At 62.4% G+C, this 15,300-nt stretch carries 18 protein-coding genes; 7 read left to right on the top strand and 11 right to left on the bottom strand.

Annotated elements, in window-relative coordinates; genetic code table 11:
- Positions 1-12: 12 nt before the first annotated feature.
- From CD58_RS07410 to CD58_RS07380, 7 genes are all read right to left on the bottom strand, one after another.
- On the bottom strand, positions 13-933 hold the full coding sequence (locus tag CD58_RS07410) for a biotin-dependent carboxyltransferase family protein (protein ID WP_025212403.1): 921 nt from the start codon (positions 931-933) through the stop codon (positions 13-15).
- Positions 930-1,634 carry a 5-oxoprolinase subunit PxpB gene (pxpB, locus tag CD58_RS07405; protein ID WP_025212402.1) on the bottom strand — a complete coding sequence of 235 codons (705 nt, stop codon included), beginning with the start codon at positions 1,632-1,634 and terminating at the stop codon, positions 930-932. The genes CD58_RS07410 and pxpB overlap by 4 nt, the downstream gene beginning before the upstream one ends.
- Positions 1,631-2,383 (bottom strand): 5-oxoprolinase subunit PxpA, encoded by a 753-nt coding sequence (locus tag CD58_RS07400; RefSeq protein WP_025212401.1) that lies wholly within the window; start codon positions 2,381-2,383, stop codon positions 1,631-1,633. The genes pxpB and CD58_RS07400 overlap by 4 nt, the downstream gene beginning before the upstream one ends.
- A 64-nt stretch (positions 2,384-2,447) precedes the next feature.
- Positions 2,448-3,734 (bottom strand): MFS transporter, encoded by a 1,287-nt coding sequence (locus tag CD58_RS07395; protein WP_025212400.1) that lies wholly within the window; start codon positions 3,732-3,734, stop codon positions 2,448-2,450.
- Between the two features lie 313 nt (positions 3,735-4,047).
- Complete coding sequence (locus CD58_RS07390; protein WP_025212399.1) at positions 4,048-4,590, bottom strand: DUF2937 family protein; 543 nt, start codon at positions 4,588-4,590, stop codon at positions 4,048-4,050.
- Between the two features lie 12 nt (positions 4,591-4,602).
- Entirely contained in the window at positions 4,603-5,379 is a 777-nt protein-coding gene (locus CD58_RS07385; protein ID WP_025212398.1) for a class II glutamine amidotransferase, read from the bottom strand.
- 33 nt (positions 5,380-5,412) lie between these two features.
- Complete coding sequence (locus CD58_RS07380; protein WP_025212397.1) at positions 5,413-5,913, bottom strand: hypothetical protein; 501 nt, start codon at positions 5,911-5,913, stop codon at positions 5,413-5,415.
- Positions 5,914-6,068: 155 nt separating this feature from the next.
- Between CD58_RS07380 and CD58_RS07375 the strand changes: the two genes are divergently transcribed.
- On the top strand, positions 6,069-8,123 hold the full coding sequence (locus tag CD58_RS07375; RefSeq protein ID WP_025212396.1) for a S9 family peptidase: 2,055 nt from the start codon (positions 6,069-6,071) through the stop codon (positions 8,121-8,123).
- Between the two features lie 198 nt (positions 8,124-8,321).
- Entirely contained in the window at positions 8,322-8,795 is a 474-nt protein-coding gene (locus tag CD58_RS07370) for a cyclic nucleotide-binding domain-containing protein (protein WP_003198869.1), read from the top strand.
- A 124-nt stretch (positions 8,796-8,919) separates the two neighbouring features.
- Here CD58_RS07370 and CD58_RS07365 read toward each other — a convergent pair whose 3' ends face one another.
- On the bottom strand, positions 8,920-9,207 hold the full coding sequence (locus CD58_RS07365; protein ID WP_025212395.1) for a hypothetical protein: 288 nt from the start codon (positions 9,205-9,207) through the stop codon (positions 8,920-8,922).
- Between the two features lie 75 nt (positions 9,208-9,282).
- Here CD58_RS07365 and CD58_RS07360 point away from each other — a divergent pair, with 75 nt between their 5' ends.
- The 4 genes from CD58_RS07360 (at position 9,283) to CD58_RS07345 (ending at position 11,507) form a co-directional block, all read left to right on the top strand.
- On the top strand, positions 9,283-9,969 hold the full coding sequence (locus CD58_RS07360) for a spermidine synthase (protein WP_025212394.1): 687 nt from the start codon (positions 9,283-9,285) through the stop codon (positions 9,967-9,969).
- Between the two features lie 47 nt (positions 9,970-10,016).
- A complete protein-coding gene (locus tag CD58_RS07355; protein WP_025212393.1) occupies positions 10,017-10,391 on the top strand; it encodes a YajD family HNH nuclease in 375 nt (124 codons plus the stop codon).
- 192 nt (positions 10,392-10,583) lie between these two features.
- Positions 10,584-11,054 (top strand): RNA methyltransferase, encoded by a 471-nt coding sequence (locus CD58_RS07350; protein ID WP_003198862.1) that lies wholly within the window; start codon positions 10,584-10,586, stop codon positions 11,052-11,054.
- Positions 11,055-11,129: 75 nt separating this feature from the next.
- On the top strand, positions 11,130-11,507 hold the full coding sequence (locus tag CD58_RS07345) for a YgaP family membrane protein (protein WP_025212392.1): 378 nt from the start codon (positions 11,130-11,132) through the stop codon (positions 11,505-11,507).
- A 125-nt stretch (positions 11,508-11,632) separates the two neighbouring features.
- On the opposite strand, the gene CD58_RS07340 is transcribed toward CD58_RS07345, so the two are convergent.
- Together CD58_RS07340 and CD58_RS07335 are read right to left on the bottom strand one after the other, a co-directional pair.
- A complete protein-coding gene (locus CD58_RS07340) occupies positions 11,633-12,862 on the bottom strand; it encodes a hypothetical protein (protein WP_025212391.1) in 1,230 nt (409 codons plus the stop codon).
- A 32-nt stretch (positions 12,863-12,894) separates the two neighbouring features.
- A complete protein-coding gene (locus CD58_RS07335; protein ID WP_025212390.1) occupies positions 12,895-13,344 on the bottom strand; it encodes a YcgN family cysteine cluster protein in 450 nt (149 codons plus the stop codon).
- Positions 13,345-13,505: 161 nt separating this feature from the next.
- On the opposite strand from CD58_RS07335, the gene CD58_RS07330 reads away from it, so the two are divergent.
- Positions 13,506-14,099, top strand: coding sequence for a nitroreductase family protein (locus CD58_RS07330; protein WP_025212389.1), 594 nt, complete (start codon positions 13,506-13,508; stop codon positions 14,097-14,099).
- A 200-nt stretch (positions 14,100-14,299) separates the two neighbouring features.
- Here the strand turns inward: CD58_RS07330 and CD58_RS07325 are convergent, their stop codons facing one another.
- On the bottom strand, positions 14,300-15,232 hold the full coding sequence (locus CD58_RS07325; RefSeq protein WP_025212388.1) for a D-2-hydroxyacid dehydrogenase: 933 nt from the start codon (positions 15,230-15,232) through the stop codon (positions 14,300-14,302).
- Positions 15,233-15,300: the final 68 nt, after the last annotated feature.

Raw genomic sequence — 15,300 nt, 5'->3', positions numbered from 1 at the left:
CTCGCGATGCTTTTAGCGGTCCAGAAAACTGCGCAGACACTCCACCTGTTGCCGATGCGCAATCTCCTGCACCACCGGCCGCAACCGCACTTGCGCACCCGGCAGGCATTGCGCCAGTCGGGCCAGGGCCAACGGCGTCAAGGCGCCCAGGCGTGGATATCCACCGATGGTTTGCCGGTCGTTGAGCAAAACGATCGGCTGGCCGTCCGGCGGCACCTGCACGGCGCCCAGGGGAATGCCTTCGGAGATCATCGACGGGCCCTGGTATTCCAGCGCCGTGCCGAGTAACCGGATACCCATGCGGTCAGCGCGACTGTCCAGCGTCCAGGCGATATTGAACGCGTCGTACAGGCTTTGCCCGCTGAACGCCCCATTCTGCGCGCCGAGGATCAGGTCCAGCGGCGAGTCCTGCTGAAAATCCGGAATGAGCGCGCGAGGAATGGGCCGAGGCGTCGCCAAGCCCGAATAGCTCAGGTGCGCGCCGCGACTCAGCGCCCGCCCCCGTCCATCCAGGCCACCGAGCTCTTCACGTACCACCGTCGACCGGCTACCCAGTACCTCAGGCGCATTGAATCCGCCGGGCGCCGCCAGATAGGCCCGGGCACCGAGTACAGGCTGGGTGAGCGCCAGCGTCTGCCCCTTTCGCAGGCTGAAAAAGCGCCACGATGCCACCGATTGCCCCTCCACCCGTGCCCCCAGGTCCGCCCCGGTCAGCGCCAGCACGCAATCCTCTTCGGCCACCACCGTAAAGCCGCCGAGGGTGATTTCCACCACCGCCGCGTCCGGAGCATTGCCCAACATCCAGTTGGCCCAGGCCATCGACAGCCAATCCGCCGCGCCGCCCTGGGTCACGCCCAAATGTCTGACGCCGAAACGACCGGTGTCCTGCAACAGGCACAGCGGTGTGCTGGCCTCGATCAATAGACGGCTCATGCCTGGGCCTCCAGCGGTGTATCGTCGCCGCCCAGTGCGATGAATTCGGCGTGATCCACGGCGGCGAAGCGCACCGTATCGCCGGGCTGCATCAAGCTGTAGCCGTCGCGCTCGCGGTCGAACAATTTGGCCGGGGTGCGGCCGATCAGGTTCCAGCCACCGGGTGATACCACTGGATACGCCGCGGTCTGACGCTCGGCGATCCCGACGCTGCCCGCCGCTACCCGCTTGCGCGGCGTGTCGAGGCGTGGCGCGGCCAGCACTTCGTCCACCAACCCCATGAAGGCAAATCCAGGTGCAAAGCCCAGGGCGAACACCTGGTACTCGCGCTCGCTGTGGCAGCGGATCACCTGCTGCACCGTCAAACCGCCGCGGCTCGCCAACAGGCTCAGTTCCGGGCCGACACTGGGGTCATACCACACCGGCAGCACATGGCATTGGCCGACCGAGCGGGCATCGGGTGAAAGGTTTCTCAGCGCCTCGCCGATCAGATCCCGGGCCTGGACCGGCGTCAGCGCCAACATATCGTAGTGCACCATCAGCGTGGTGTAGGACGGCACCAGATCAATCAGATGCTCGGCAAATACCGCTTTGAGCCGCGCACTGGCGGCGAGCATCCACGGCATGTTGGTCTCGGCGATCTCATCGAACAGTCGGACCATCAGGCAGTCCACCGCCACCACTTCCAAACGTGGTGTCATGGCGCGCTCTGCCGATTCAGGGCTTCACGGATACGTTGTACGGCGGCCACGGAGCTGGCGTTATCACCGTGCACACACAACGTGTTGGCCTTCAGATTCAGGGCGCTGCCATCGCTGGCAGTCAGCGCATCGCCGCGGGCAATGGTCAGGGCTTGCTCGATGATAACCTCGGGCTCGTGGTGCACGGCTCCCGGCGCTTGCCGCGAAACCAGGCGACCGGCACTGTCATAGGCACGGTCGGCGAAGGCTTCGAACCACAGGGTCAGGCCATATTCATCGCCCAGGGCCTGGGCGGCGCTGTTGTCCCGGGTCGCCATCAGCATCAGCGGCAACTGCCGGTCATAGGCGGCAACCGCCTGGATCACGGCACGCAGTTGCGTTGGATTGGCCATCATGTCGTTGTACATCGCCCCATGGGGTTTGACGTAGCTGACCTGCCCGCCCTGAGCCCGGCAAATGCCGTCGAGAGCGCCGATCTGGTAGTGCAGCAAGTCCTGCAGTTCTTGGGCGCCATAGGCCATGGACCGCCGACCAAAGCCCGCCAGGTCTTGATAGGCCGGGTGCGCGCCGATCCGCACGCCGTGGCTCAGGGCCAGGCTGACGGTCTTGCGCATGATGCTCGGGTCGCCGGCATGAAAACCGCAGGCGATGTTGGCACAATCGATGAAGGGCATGACCTCGGCGTCCAGACCCATGGTCCAGTTGCCGAAGCTCTCGCCGATGTCGCAGTTCAATAGCAGGCGGTTCACGGTGAACGCTCCTGTAGGTGCTTTCTTCGTTTAACTGCGGGACATGTGCCCCGCAGGTTATCAGTTACTCGGCTTCCAGCTGCTTGCCTTGGGTTTCCGGCAGGCTCAGGGCCGCCAGGATCACCACGCCATAGGACACCGCCGCAAACGCACCGATCCCCACGCTCAGCGGCACCTTCTGGCTCAGCAGGCCGATCAACAGCGGGAACAATGCCGCCACCGCCCGGCCGATGTTGTAGCAGAAACCCTGGCCCGAACCGCGAATGCGCGTCGGGAACAACTCGGTAAGGAACGAGCCCATGCCGCTGAACATGCCCGACGCGAAGAACCCCAAGGGGAAGCCCAGCCAGAGCATCACGTTATTGCTCACGTGCAGTTGGGTATACAACAGCACGATGGTGAATGAGCCGATGGCGTACAGGACGAAGTTCTTTTTACGGCCCAGGATGTCACTCAAATATGCACTGATGACGTAGCCCACGTAGGAACCAACGATCACCATCGCCAGGTAGCCGCCGGTGCTCAATACACTCAGGCCGCGCTCATTTTTCAGGAACGTCGGCAGCCAGGACGTGATGGCGTAGTAACCGCCCAGAGCACCGGTGGTCAGCAACGAGGCACGAAAGGTGGTGAACAGTATGCCGGGGGCGAAGATCTCGTAGAACTTCGCCGGATTGCTCGGTGTTTGCCGGGCCTTGGCCTGGTTATAGACTTCTGGGTCCTTGACCAGCCGCCGGACGAAAATCACGAATACTGCCGGGACAATGCCCAGAATGAACAAGGCGCGCCAGGCGTCTTCCGGCGGCAACACCGAAAACAGCAGCGCATACAGAATCGCCGTCATACCCCAGCCCAGCGCCCAACCCGATTGCACCATACCGACCGCCTTGCCGCGGTCCTTGGCGCGGATTACCTCACCCATCAACACCGCACCGGCCGTCCATTCGCCGCCAAAGCCGAAGCCCATCAACGTGCGGGCGATCAACAGTTGTTCGTAGTTCTGGGCGAAGCCGCACAGGAAGGTGAAAAACGCGAACCACAGCACCGTCAGTTGCAGGGTGCGCACCCGACCGATACGGTCCGAGAGAATGCCCGCCACCCAGCCGCCAATGGCCGAAGCGATCAGGGTACTGGTGTGGATCAGCCCCGCTTGGCCGGTGGTGATACCCCACATCGCGATCAGGGTCGGCACCACGAAACTGAGCATCTGTGTGTCCATGCCGTCCAGGGCGTAGCCAATCTTGCAACTCCAGAATGTGCGACGTTCCTGCTGATTGATATTGCGATACCAATCGAACGGGCCAGAACGGGCCTGGGGTTTAGGGACGCCGAGCGTGTCGGGTGCACTCATGGGGGTTCTCCGCGGTTTTATTGTTGTGAGTCTCGACGACGCTGACGTGGAGACCGTTGCCCCGATTCTTGAGCGCGCGGCCGATCCCGTCCAACGAATAAAACCTCGGCTGGGTCATAAGAAAAACTTGATTGGGTAAGACGCAGGGCCTGGCTGAACACCGTTGTGGCGAGGGAGCTTGCTCCCGCTGGGCCGTGAAGCGGCCCCAAAACCAGGCACCACGCAGTGTCAGGTTGATGGTGTCCAGCAGGTTTGGGTCTGCTGCGCAGACCAGCGGGAGCGAGCTCCCTCGCCACAGAAGCCGGCTGCGGCTTTACAGCCCCCGCAGATCCCGCTCTTCAATCGGCCGGCTCTGGCGCAGGCGCTTGCCGCCCAGTACCACCCAGTCGATCAGGCGGAACAGGCATTCCAGGCCAAACGACAGCAACAGGGCCCCGCTGATGCCCCAGATCATGGCCTCGGGGGTCAGCAGGATCTGGTAGCTGTAGCCGTTCCAGGTTTCCTTGCGAATGTCCGGGTCGGCGGCCAGCGCCACTTGCAGCAAACGGATGTACCACGGGCCTTGCATCGCCTGGAACTGTTTGTCCAGGGCCTGCTGGCGAACCAGCAAGGTGTTCAGGCTGTCGGCATCGCTGCGAAAGATCGGGTCTTCGCTGGCGCGGTAATGGGCCACCAGGGCCTGCATGTCCCCCTTGAAAAACTGGTTGGCGGTGCCCTGGAAACCTTGCAGGCCGGTTTGCGCCTCGATCAAGTGCGCCTCGACCCGCTTGGCGTAATCGCTGACGAAGCCCGGCACCTGGACCCCCACCAACAGGCCCACAGCGAACAACACCAGCCGGAGATAACTGAGCAACATAACGTGACGTCCTTATTCGGTCTGGCCGTGGCTGACGCATTCACCGCGTCGCCACAGGCTCCATTGGCCCGGTTCGTAACGGGTCCAGGTTTCGTTTTCGGTCAAGGGTTCGGTGGCGATGACCGTGACCACGTCGTTGGGCGTGGTTTCGGCCTGGAAATCGACGATCACGTCCACATCCTTGAGGCGCGCCGGGCCAAACGGGGCGCGACGGGTGATCTGGGCCAGTTTGGTCGAGCAGTAGCAGAACAGCCAGTCGCCATCGCTCAGCAAACAATTGAACACGCCTTTGCTGCGGTATTCGGCGCAGGCCTCAATCAACGACGGGAGCAATTGCTCCACTTCCACCGGTTCCGGGAACGTCAGGCGCACGCGGTTGAGCAAATCGCAGAACGCCGCTTCACTGTCGGTGTCGCCCACCGGGCGGTAGAAACTGACCTCAGGGTGGAAATCGGCGAGTTGACCGTTGTGGGCAAAACACCAGTTGCGGCCCCACAACTCACGCACGAAGGGGTGGGTGTTGGACAGGCAGACCTTGCCGACGTTGGCCTGGCGGATGTGCCCGATCACCACTTCGCTCTTGATCGGATAACGCTGCACCAGGTTCGCCACTTCCGACTCGCAGCTGGCGGCCGGGTCCTGGAACAGGCGCAGGCCTCGGCCCTCATAGAACGCGATGCCCCAGCCGTCCCGGTGCGGCCCGGTCTTGCCGCCGCGCTGCATCAACCCGGTGAAGCTGAACACGATGTCGGTCGGCACATTGGCACTCATGCCCAGTAACTCACACATGCTCGAACTCTCGCTTGAATGGGCAGGCCTGGTTTACAGGCGCGGTTCGATACGCGAACGCTGGGGATTGCTCGGCACCGGCGGGCGACCATAACGGTCATCACCGGCCACACCGAACGGTGGTTCGTCCTGCAGTTCATCATCGGCCGCAGCGGCGGCTTTTGCTGCGGCAGCCCGCTCCTTGCGAGCGTTGGAGGCGCGCTCGATGGGGAAGCGGATCAGCACGAAAATCAAATAGAGACCGAAGGCGATCATGCCGTACATGAGCAGATCCGACGCTGCCCGCCAGACGTTGTTACCCACTTTGAACAGCACGTCCAGGGCGACAATGGCCAGGGCCGGGGCGATCTTTTCCTTCACCGGATCAACGATGGTGGGGCTGAACAGCAACACCGCCATCAACAGCCGCAGCGGCTCGCGCAACCAGCGCCACATCCAGCGGGTCATGCGCATCCATACCAGCAGGCAGCCCAGGGCGGCGAAGGCGTAGAGGCCCCAGGCAATCAGATAGTCGTTCTCGGTCATGGTGTCCATGGCAAGGCAGGCAAATAGGCGCTTATAGTAACGGCTTTTCGCTCGTCAGGCTGCCCCGGCGTCTGCCGAGTGACTTGTGTGGTGAGTTCGCTTGCCTGACAGAACTAACCACGCGGGCCGCTGGTCCCTTTTCGTACAACGTTCGAGAGCCTTTCATGTCCCTATCTGCCCACGTTTCCAACGCCCCGATTGCCCACAGGGACGCCGGTGTTGACCCATACGCCTGGCTGCAGGAGCGCGACACCGACGCCGTGCTCGACTACCTCAAGGCTGAAAACAGCTACCAGGAAGCCCAACTTGCCAACCAGGCCGAACTGCGCGAAACCCTGTTCCAGGAGATCAAGGGCCGGATCCTCGAGACCGACCTGTCCCTGCCCTCGCCCTGGGGTCCGTACCTGTATTACACCCGCACCACGGCCGGTGACGAATACCCGCGCCATTACCGCTGCCCACGCCCGGGCGACGACAGCCTGACCGTAGACGAGCACCGCGAACAGCTGCTGCTGGACCCAAACGAATTGGCCGGCGGCGGTTTCTTTTCCCTTGGCGCATTCAGCATCAGCCCCGACCACCAGCGCCTGGCCTACAGCCTGGACACCACGGGCGACGAGATTTACACGCTGTTCGTGAAGGAATTGTCCAATGAGAAGGTCAGTGAACTGTCCTTCGAGAATTGCGACGGCAGCATGACCTGGGCCAATGACAGCCTGACGCTGTTTTTTGGTGAGCTGGACGAAACCCATCGCCCGCACAAACTCTGGCGCTATCGTCTCGATGGCACCGCCGCCGAAGAAGTGTTCCACGAGCCGGACGGGCGTTTCTTCCTGCATTGCTACCGTTCCAGCTCCGAGCGGCAACTGATCCTGTCCCTGGGCAGCAAGACCACCAGTGAAGTCTGGGTGCTGGACGCCGCGCATCCGCAACTGCCCTTCACCTGCCTGGCGCCCCGCCTGGAGAACCACGAATACGATGTCGATCACGGCCTGCTCGATGGTCAATGGACGTGGCTGATCCGCAGTAACCGCGACGGGATCAACTTCGCCTTGTACCAGGCCGCCGACAATGGCGTGGTGCCTACCGAAGCCGACTGGCAGAACCTGATTCCCCACAGCGACACTGTGATGATCGACGGTTTGAGCCTGAACGCCGGGGCCATGACCTTGAGCCTGCGTGAAGGTGGCCTGCCGATCATCGAGGTTCATCCACAGGATTTGCCGGCGTATCGGGTGCAATTGCCGGACGCGGCCTACAGCCTGCATGTGCAGAACAGCCTGGAGTTCGTCAGCGAGCGCATTCGCCTGCGCTACGAGGCCCTGAACCGTCCGGCGCAGATCCGTCAATTGGACCTGGCCAGCGGCGAACAGGTTGTCCTCAAGCAGACCCCGGTGCTGGGCCCGTTCGACGCCGATGCGTACGTCAGCCAGCGGCTATGGGCGACGGCACCGGACGGTACGCAGGTACCCATCAGCCTGGTGGTCAAGCGCGAGGCCCTCGGCCAGCCGGTGCCGCTGTACCTGTACGGCTACGGTGCCTATGGCGAAAGCCTCGATCCGTGGTTTTCCCACGCGCGCCTGAGCCTGCTCGACCGTGGCGTGGCGTTTGCCATCGCCCATGTGCGCGGTGGCGGTGAGCTGGGGGAAGCCTGGTACCGCGCCGGCAAGCAGGAACACAAGCACAACACATTCAGCGACTTCATCGCCTGCGCCGAGCATTTGATCGCCAAGGGCTTCACCACCGCCGAGCAACTGGCGATCAGCGGCGGCAGTGCCGGTGGCTTGCTGATCGGTGCAGTGCTCAATCAACGCCCGGAGCTGTTCAAGGTCGCGATTGCCGAAGTGCCGTTCGTCGATGTGCTCAACACCATGCTCGATCCGGACCTGCCCTTGACCGTCACCGAATACGACGAATGGGGCAATCCGCAGGAGCCGGACGTTTATGATCGGATCCGGACCTACGCCCCGTACGAAAACGTCAGCGCCCAGGCGTACCCGGCGCTGCTGGTGATCGCCGGCTACAACGACAGTCGCGTGCAGTATTGGGAAGCAGCCAAGTGGGTGGCGAAGTTGCGGGCCACCAAGACCGATGACAACCCCTTGCTGCTCAAGACCGAACTGGGCGCCGGCCACGGCGGAATGAGCGGGCGCTACCAGGGATTGCGTGACGTAGCGCTCGAATATGCATTTGTTTTGAAGGTTTTGGGGTTGGGCTGAGGAACTCTGTGGGGCGGTCGGGTCTTAGGGAACGACGCAGTCTCGAAATGTGGGAGCGGGCTTGCTCGCGAAGGCGGACTGACATTCAGCTGATGTGTCGACTGACACACCGTCTTCGCGAGCAAGCCCGCTCCCACAGGTATTCCACACCCAGATCCTCCCAACACGCGACAGACACAAGAAAAAGACCGTGACGACATGTCAGAACCGACCTTACTGAACAAAGAAATCCGTGACTGGCTGATGGACTGCGGTCTGTTCGACCAATTGCTGCCTGTGGACTTCGCCGCGGCGTCGGGCTACTTCAGCATCAGCGCCATCGCCGCAGGCGAAGCGATTTTCCGCGAGGGCGATGCCGGCAGCTTCATGTGCATCATCCACACCGGCCAAGTGGCCGTGCAGAAAACCGGCCCCGACGGCCAACCTGTGACTATCGCCACGCTGCGCAGTGGCCGGGCGTTCGGTGAAATGGCGGTGCTCGATGGCGAGCGACGCTCGGCCAGTTGCATCGCCGCCAGTGATTGCCAACTGTTGAACCTGGGCAAGGACTCCCTGGAGAAAATGCTCAACGACGCCCCGAAGATTGCCGCCAAGATCATCCGTGCCCTCGCCGTCTCCCTGTCCAAGCGCCTGCGCATGGCCGATGGGCAGTTGCTGTCGCAACAGGTCTGACAGCCAATACCTGTGGGAGCGAGCTTGCTCGCGATGGCGGTGGATCAGCCAGCATTGAAGCCGACTGACACACCGCTATCGCGAGCAAGCTCGCTCCCACAGGTCATAGCGTCGTCTTGTCGATTTATCCCCCCGGCGACTTGGCCTTCGGCGGATTCGGCTCCATGCCCGGTATCGGCTGATCCTTGGGCGGCTTGGGCATTTCAATCGGTGGCAACAACGGCGGCCCACCGCTTCCGGGGCCTGGCTTGGGCACGCCGTTGGGCGTGACCGGCGGGTATGGCATGGGTGTGGCCGTGCCGGGCGAGCCGGGAATGGACGCCGGGCTTACCGGAATCGTCGGTTGCTGGGCCTGCGCCCAACTTATCGAGAGCGTCGCCAGGGCAATGGCCGTTAGAATGATGCACTTCATCAATGGCTCCGTGGCTATTGTCTGCCTTCAGGCTAGTCCTTACCGCGCCGGTTTGCCCCCTCTCACGAGATTTCCATGAAACGTTTCGTTCTGCTCGACAGCACCCCCATCCCTGACAACGGCGGTGCCTTGTGCCTGTTCGAGTACGGCGAAGACTTCGTCATCAAGATCCAGGGCGGTGATGGCGGGCAGTTGATGAACACCCGCATGCACGGTTCCGAAGACGCCCTGGCGGAGATTCCCTGCCGCAAGGTCGCCGGCCGGCCCGGCTCGCGCGTGCTGATCGGCGGCCTCGGCATGGGCTTTACCCTCGCCTCGGCGCTCAAGCACCTGGGCAAGACTGCCGAAGTGGTGGTGGCCGAATTGGTACCGGGCGTGGTGGAGTGGAACCGCGGCCCCCTCGGTGAAAAGGCCGGGCGGCCGCTGTCGGATCCGCGCACCGTGATCCGCATGGAAGATGTGGCCAAGGTGCTGCAAGCCGAGCCCCAGGGTTTCGACGCCATCATGCTGGACGTCGACAACGGCCCCGAAGGCCTGACCCAGAAAGCCAACAGTTGGCTGTATTCGGCCGGTGGCCTGGCGGCGTGCGCCAAAGCCCTGCGACCCAAGGGCGTGCTGGCGGTGTGGTCGGCCAGCGCTGACCGGCAGTTTTCCGACAAGCTGAAAAAGGCCGGTTTCAAGGCCGAAGAGGTGCAAGTGTTCGCCCATGGCAACAAAGGCACCCGCCACACCATCTGGATTGCCGAGAAGCTCAAGGGCTGAGCTAAACTGCGTTCAACCGTTATCAGTCTTTTTACAAAGGTGAACCCATGAGTTCGTCAACACCACCGTCCAACACCGCCAAGCTGGACCGCATCCTCGCCGACGCCCAGCGTGATCGGGAAATGGGCTACCGCGACAAAGCCCTGAAAATGTACCCCCATGTCTGCGGTCGCTGCGCCCGTGAGTTTTCCGGCAAGCGCCTGAGCGAACTGACCGTTCACCACCGCGACCACAACCATGACAACAACCCGCAGGACGGTTCCAACTGGGAACTGCTGTGCCTGTACTGCCATGACAACGAACACTCGCGTTACACCGACCAACAGTACTTCGGCGAAGGCTCGCTGAGTACGCCGAAAATCGCCAAGGCCACGCACAACCCGTTTGCGGCGCTGGCTGGGCTGATGAAGAAAGACGAGTAGCCCGCTTTTGTGGCGAGGGAGCTTGCTCCCGCTGGGTTGCGAAGCAACCCCCTGCCTTATAAAAGGACTGCTGCGCAGTCCAGCGCGAGCTTGCTCGCGATGGCGATCCCCCTTTCACCACCAATCAGCGAAACTGACCGCCCTCCTGCATTCCCCGTATAATCTCGCCTTTTCCCCAAAGGCACCCCGCCCGTGGCCAACAAACGCTACAGCTGCATCGGTCTGTTCAATCCCAAGTCACCGGAAAACGTCGGTTCGGTCATGCGTGCCGCCGGTTGCTACGGCGTGGCGTCGGTGTTCTACACCGGCAAGCGCTATGAACGTGCCGCCGACTTTGTCACCGACACCAAGAAAGTCCACTACGACATCCCGCTGATCGGCATCGATGACCTGAAGAAAATTCTGCCCCTGGGCTGTGTGCCGGTGGCCGTGGAACTGGTGGAAGGCGCCCGCCCGTTGCCGGAATACACTCACCCGGACCGGGCGCTGTACATCTTCGGTCCCGAGGATGGCTCGCTGGACAAAGACATTCGCGACTGGTGCGAAGACGTGGTGTACATCCCCACCACCGGCTGCATGAACCTGGCCGCCACGGTCAACGTCGTGCTGTACGACCGCATGGCCAAAGGCAACAACACCCGCTCGGGGCCGCAATTCCGCTGATCGGTGCAAAATTGATTGAACAAGGCAATTACTCGAACAGTCAGTTTTATACCAATCCCATACTGGAGACAGATCATGAGCGACAACAATCCGTTCGAGCCGATTGAGAGCACCCCTTTCCAATCTCATCCGCCGCAAAACGTGCATGGTTGGGAACGCATTGGCTCACTGGCCGGCGGTGTGCTGATGATGGGCAAGGGCTTGCGTCGCGGCGGTGTGATCGGTCTGGCTCAATTGGCTATCGGTGGCATGGCCCTGGCGCGGGGTATCACCGGGCACTGTTCGGCCAAGGCCCTGCTGGAAAAGAACCGCCAAAATCTGCACAACGCCCGCGCCCGGATCGAGCAGGCCGGCGATGAGCTGAGCCGCCTGAAGGCCAATGCCGAAGCGGCGACTGGCACGGCGACGGTGACCGGGAATGATTCGCTGGTTTCGCCGAAGGCTGGGCTCTGATTTTTGCGGTGACATTGATGGCCTCATCGCGAGCAAGCTCGCTTCCCACACTGGATCTTTGCTGCACACACTATTTGTGTACGACATCGATCAATGTGGGAGCGAGCTTGCTCGCGATAGCGATGTCACTGAAGTAACCGGGTATCCAACACAGTAGAGCTTGCACCCAGGATGCTTTCACTGAGCTGCACAAACTCCTGGGTGTCGACCGTTTCCAGCCGCATCGCCCCCTGCAACACATCATCCAGCGAACGCTTGTTACGGGTTTTCAGACGTATCTCGCGGTCCAGTTCCTGCAGCAGCAACACCGCCTTGGCCACCGTCGCCGGGCTGACCTGCTCGCCGCGCAAGGTCGTGACACCCTTGCTGTCCCGGGCGAGCCGGTCATTCAGGGCCTGATAGCGCTCATCGCTTATGCCGCCAGCGCGGCGCAGCAGTTCGACAGCGTAGTACTCGGTCAGCCCCTCGCTGATCCAGTCGCTGCGATCATGATCATTGACGCGCGCCAGCGCCTGCACCAGCTCGCGCAACAATGGGCTACTGCCCCGCTCGCTGACCAGGGGCGGACGGCTGTGCAGGTAAATCGAGTCATGCCCGGCCTGGGCACCCCGCCACAACGGGTCACCCGCGCCGACAATCAGCAGCTTGGCAGGATGGCGCGGTACCACCGCTTGCACCTGCGGCCAGACGAACGTCAGCAGCGTCAGTACATCCATCCGGCGCATGCCCTGGCCCTGGGGCGAGGCCACCGTCACCTCGGTCTCTCCCAGGCGCGTACGGCGGCTGCCAAGTTTGCCGGCGAGCATCCAGCCCGTGGGGCGATCGAACAGACGCGAGGGGTTGTCGATGCGAAAGCGTTGCTTGCCGATGCGCGGCCAGGGTGTCTCGATGCTTTTCCAGCCATCGGGCAACTCCACCTCCAGCCGAGCAACCAGTTCGACGCCGTCCTGCTGATCGAGCTTGGCCGACGGCACCAGATCGTCGCCGCGCAGCAAGGCCCAGTTCGGGGTCATGCGGGTTTCGTAGGTGCCCGTCTTGCGCGCATGGCTGATGCGTACCCGGTAGCTCAGGCTCGCCTTGTCGGCGGCCGGGCGCCAGACACCACGCGCTTGTTTGCCAGGGCTGAGCTGCCATTGGCCGTCAGCCTTGAAATCGCTGTAGCGGCTGCCATCGCCGAGGTCGAAATCCAGGCTGCGCACCGCCGAACCCCGCGCCAGGGTCAGGCGCACTTCGGCCTGGTCGCTCTGCGGCAACAGGTGCACGTGATAATCCAGATCGACTTTCTGCGCCGCCCACAGCGGCCCGCACATCGCCAGCAGCCCGGCCGCCAGCATCCGTTTCAATCCTGCAGCCATGGGTTCTCCCTGGTAGCGCGATGCCCGGCGACTCAGCCGGCGCGGAAAATCAGATGATCTTCCCAATCCTCTTCCGGCACGCTGCCTTCGGCCAGCATCCGCCCGGACTGGGAAATACGTTCGTGGTGCACGGCATCGCGGTCGCCGCAGACCAGGTGATGCCACAACGGCAAGTCCTTGCCCTCGCTGACCAGTCGATAACCGCAGGTCGGCGGCAGCCACTTGAACTCATCGGCCTTACCCGCCGTGAGCTGGATGCAATCGGGAACGAAATCACGACGGTTGGGGTAATCGGTGCACTGGCAGGTTTTCAGGTCCAGCAGTTTGCAGGCGATGCGCGTGTAGTAGACGCTGTTGTCGTCTTCGTCTTCGAGCTTTTGCAGGCAGCACAGGCCACAACCGTCGCACAGCGATTCCCATTCCTGCGGATCAAGCTGATCGAGGGTTTTGCGTATCCAGAACGGTTCGACTTTGGCGGCCATGGCTCAAGCATCAACATCAGGTGGTGAAAAGGCCGACAGTCTAGTGCCGGGACCTCGCCAGGCCAAGCGTTGGCGACTGTCGGTATGGCAGGGGCTTGTCAGGCTGGACGTCGGGACGTAGGTTGCTTCATTGATCTTCCCGAACCCAATCAGGTAAGCCCATGAGCGCCAATCCTCGCATCGCCGATTACGCCATTCATCCTCAGTTCATCGAACGCTGGTCGCCCCGCGCTTTTACCGGCGAGAACATCGCCGAAGAAACCTTGCTGGGCTTCTTCGAAGCGGCACGCTGGGCCCCGTCGGCCTACAACTCCCAACCGTGGCGTTTCCTCTATGCACGCCGCGACACGCCGAATTGGGAGCGCTTCCTGGGCCTGCTCAATGAATTCAACCGCGGCTGGGCCCAGCACGCCTCGGCGTTGGTGATCATCGTGTCGAAAACCACCTTTGCGGTGCCCGGCGCCACCGAGGAAACCCCGGCGCAGTCCCACACCTTCGACACGGGCGCGGCCTGGGGCCACCTGGCGCTGCAAGCCAGCCTCAGCGGCTGGCACACCCACGGCATGGCCGGTTTCGATCAGGAACTGACCCGCAAGGAACTGAAGATCCCGGAAGGTTATGCACTGCACGCCGCCGTGGCGATTGGCAAGCTGGGGGACAAATCCACCCTGGCCGACTACCTCCAGGCCCGCGAAACCCCAAGCCCACGCCGACCGTTGAGCGAATTGGTGGCTGAGGGCGACTTCACCCTGTAACCCTATTTTGTGACCGCTGAAGATCCACTGTGGGAGCGAGCTTGCTCGCGATGGCGTCAGGTCAGTCACTTTGATGTCGACTGACACTCCGCCATCGCGAGCAAGCTCGCTCCCACATTTTGATCTGTGGCGTACACATTTTTTGTGACCACTGAAAACCCACTGTGGGAGCAAACCCACCCCCACACTGAATCCGGGCCTCAGTAGCCCCGGTTGAAATCCACTTCCCCGCGTAGCGCTTCACCGGCCTGATAGGCCCGCAGGTTTTCCAGGAACAACTGCACCATCATCGTCGGCGATGTCGGGGCCGAGCTATGGCCGGTCAACAGCAGGCCCCAGGCAGTCCAGAATGGGTGACGCTGCGGCAGCGGCTCCTGGCGGCAAACGTCGATCACCGCCCCGGCCAGGTGCCCTTCCTTCAAGGCCTGCACCAGATCCGCATCCACCACGGCCACGCCGCGTCCGACATTGATGAACAGTCCGCTTGGCTTGAATTGCTTGAACAACGCCGCGTCATACACGTCATGGGTATTGGGCGTGTTGGGCAGCAGGTTAATGACGTAATCCACTTCACCCACCAGACGCGGCAAATCCGCCAACGCGCCGACCTCGATGAAAGGCGCCAACTCCCGGGCTTCGCTGGCAATGCCATACAACTGCACGCCAAACGGCACCAGGAACTGCGACACACGCTGGCCAATATCGCCGGTCCCGACGATCAGCACCTTGCGCCCGGCCAGGCCTTGTCCCTGGCGGTTGTCCCACTTGCGCTCCACCTGGCTGACCAGCCGCGCCAGCACCTCGCGTTCATGGCCGAGCATGTAAGTGAGCACGTACTCGGCCATGACCTGGCCGAAAATACCCACGGCACGGGTCAGGCGGTAATTACGTGTCAAGCCCTCGGCCAGCAACGGCGTGATGCCCGCCCAGGTCGATTGCAACCAGCGGGGATGATGGCCTTGACGCAATAGGGTCGCGAGCAGATCGGGCTGGCCAAGCCAGACCGGGCAGTCGGCGGCCAGTCGCGACAGTTCAGCGGAGTCGCCGCTGGTCAGGACTTCGAGATCGGGGGCAGCCTGGCGCAGAAGCTGGGCATACACCACGTGGTCGTGTTCGGCAATCAGAACGCGCATGAATCAACCTTTCAAAAACGATGCAGACAACCGCCGACAGAGTGTCGCTCCATCCAGGCGATCATCGC

The sequence above is a fragment of the Pseudomonas brassicacearum genome (assembly GCF_000585995.1).
Taxonomy (GTDB): Bacteria; Pseudomonadota; Gammaproteobacteria; order Pseudomonadales; family Pseudomonadaceae; genus Aquipseudomonas; species Aquipseudomonas brassicacearum_A.
This window is presented reverse-complemented; position numbering and strand designations above follow the sequence as displayed.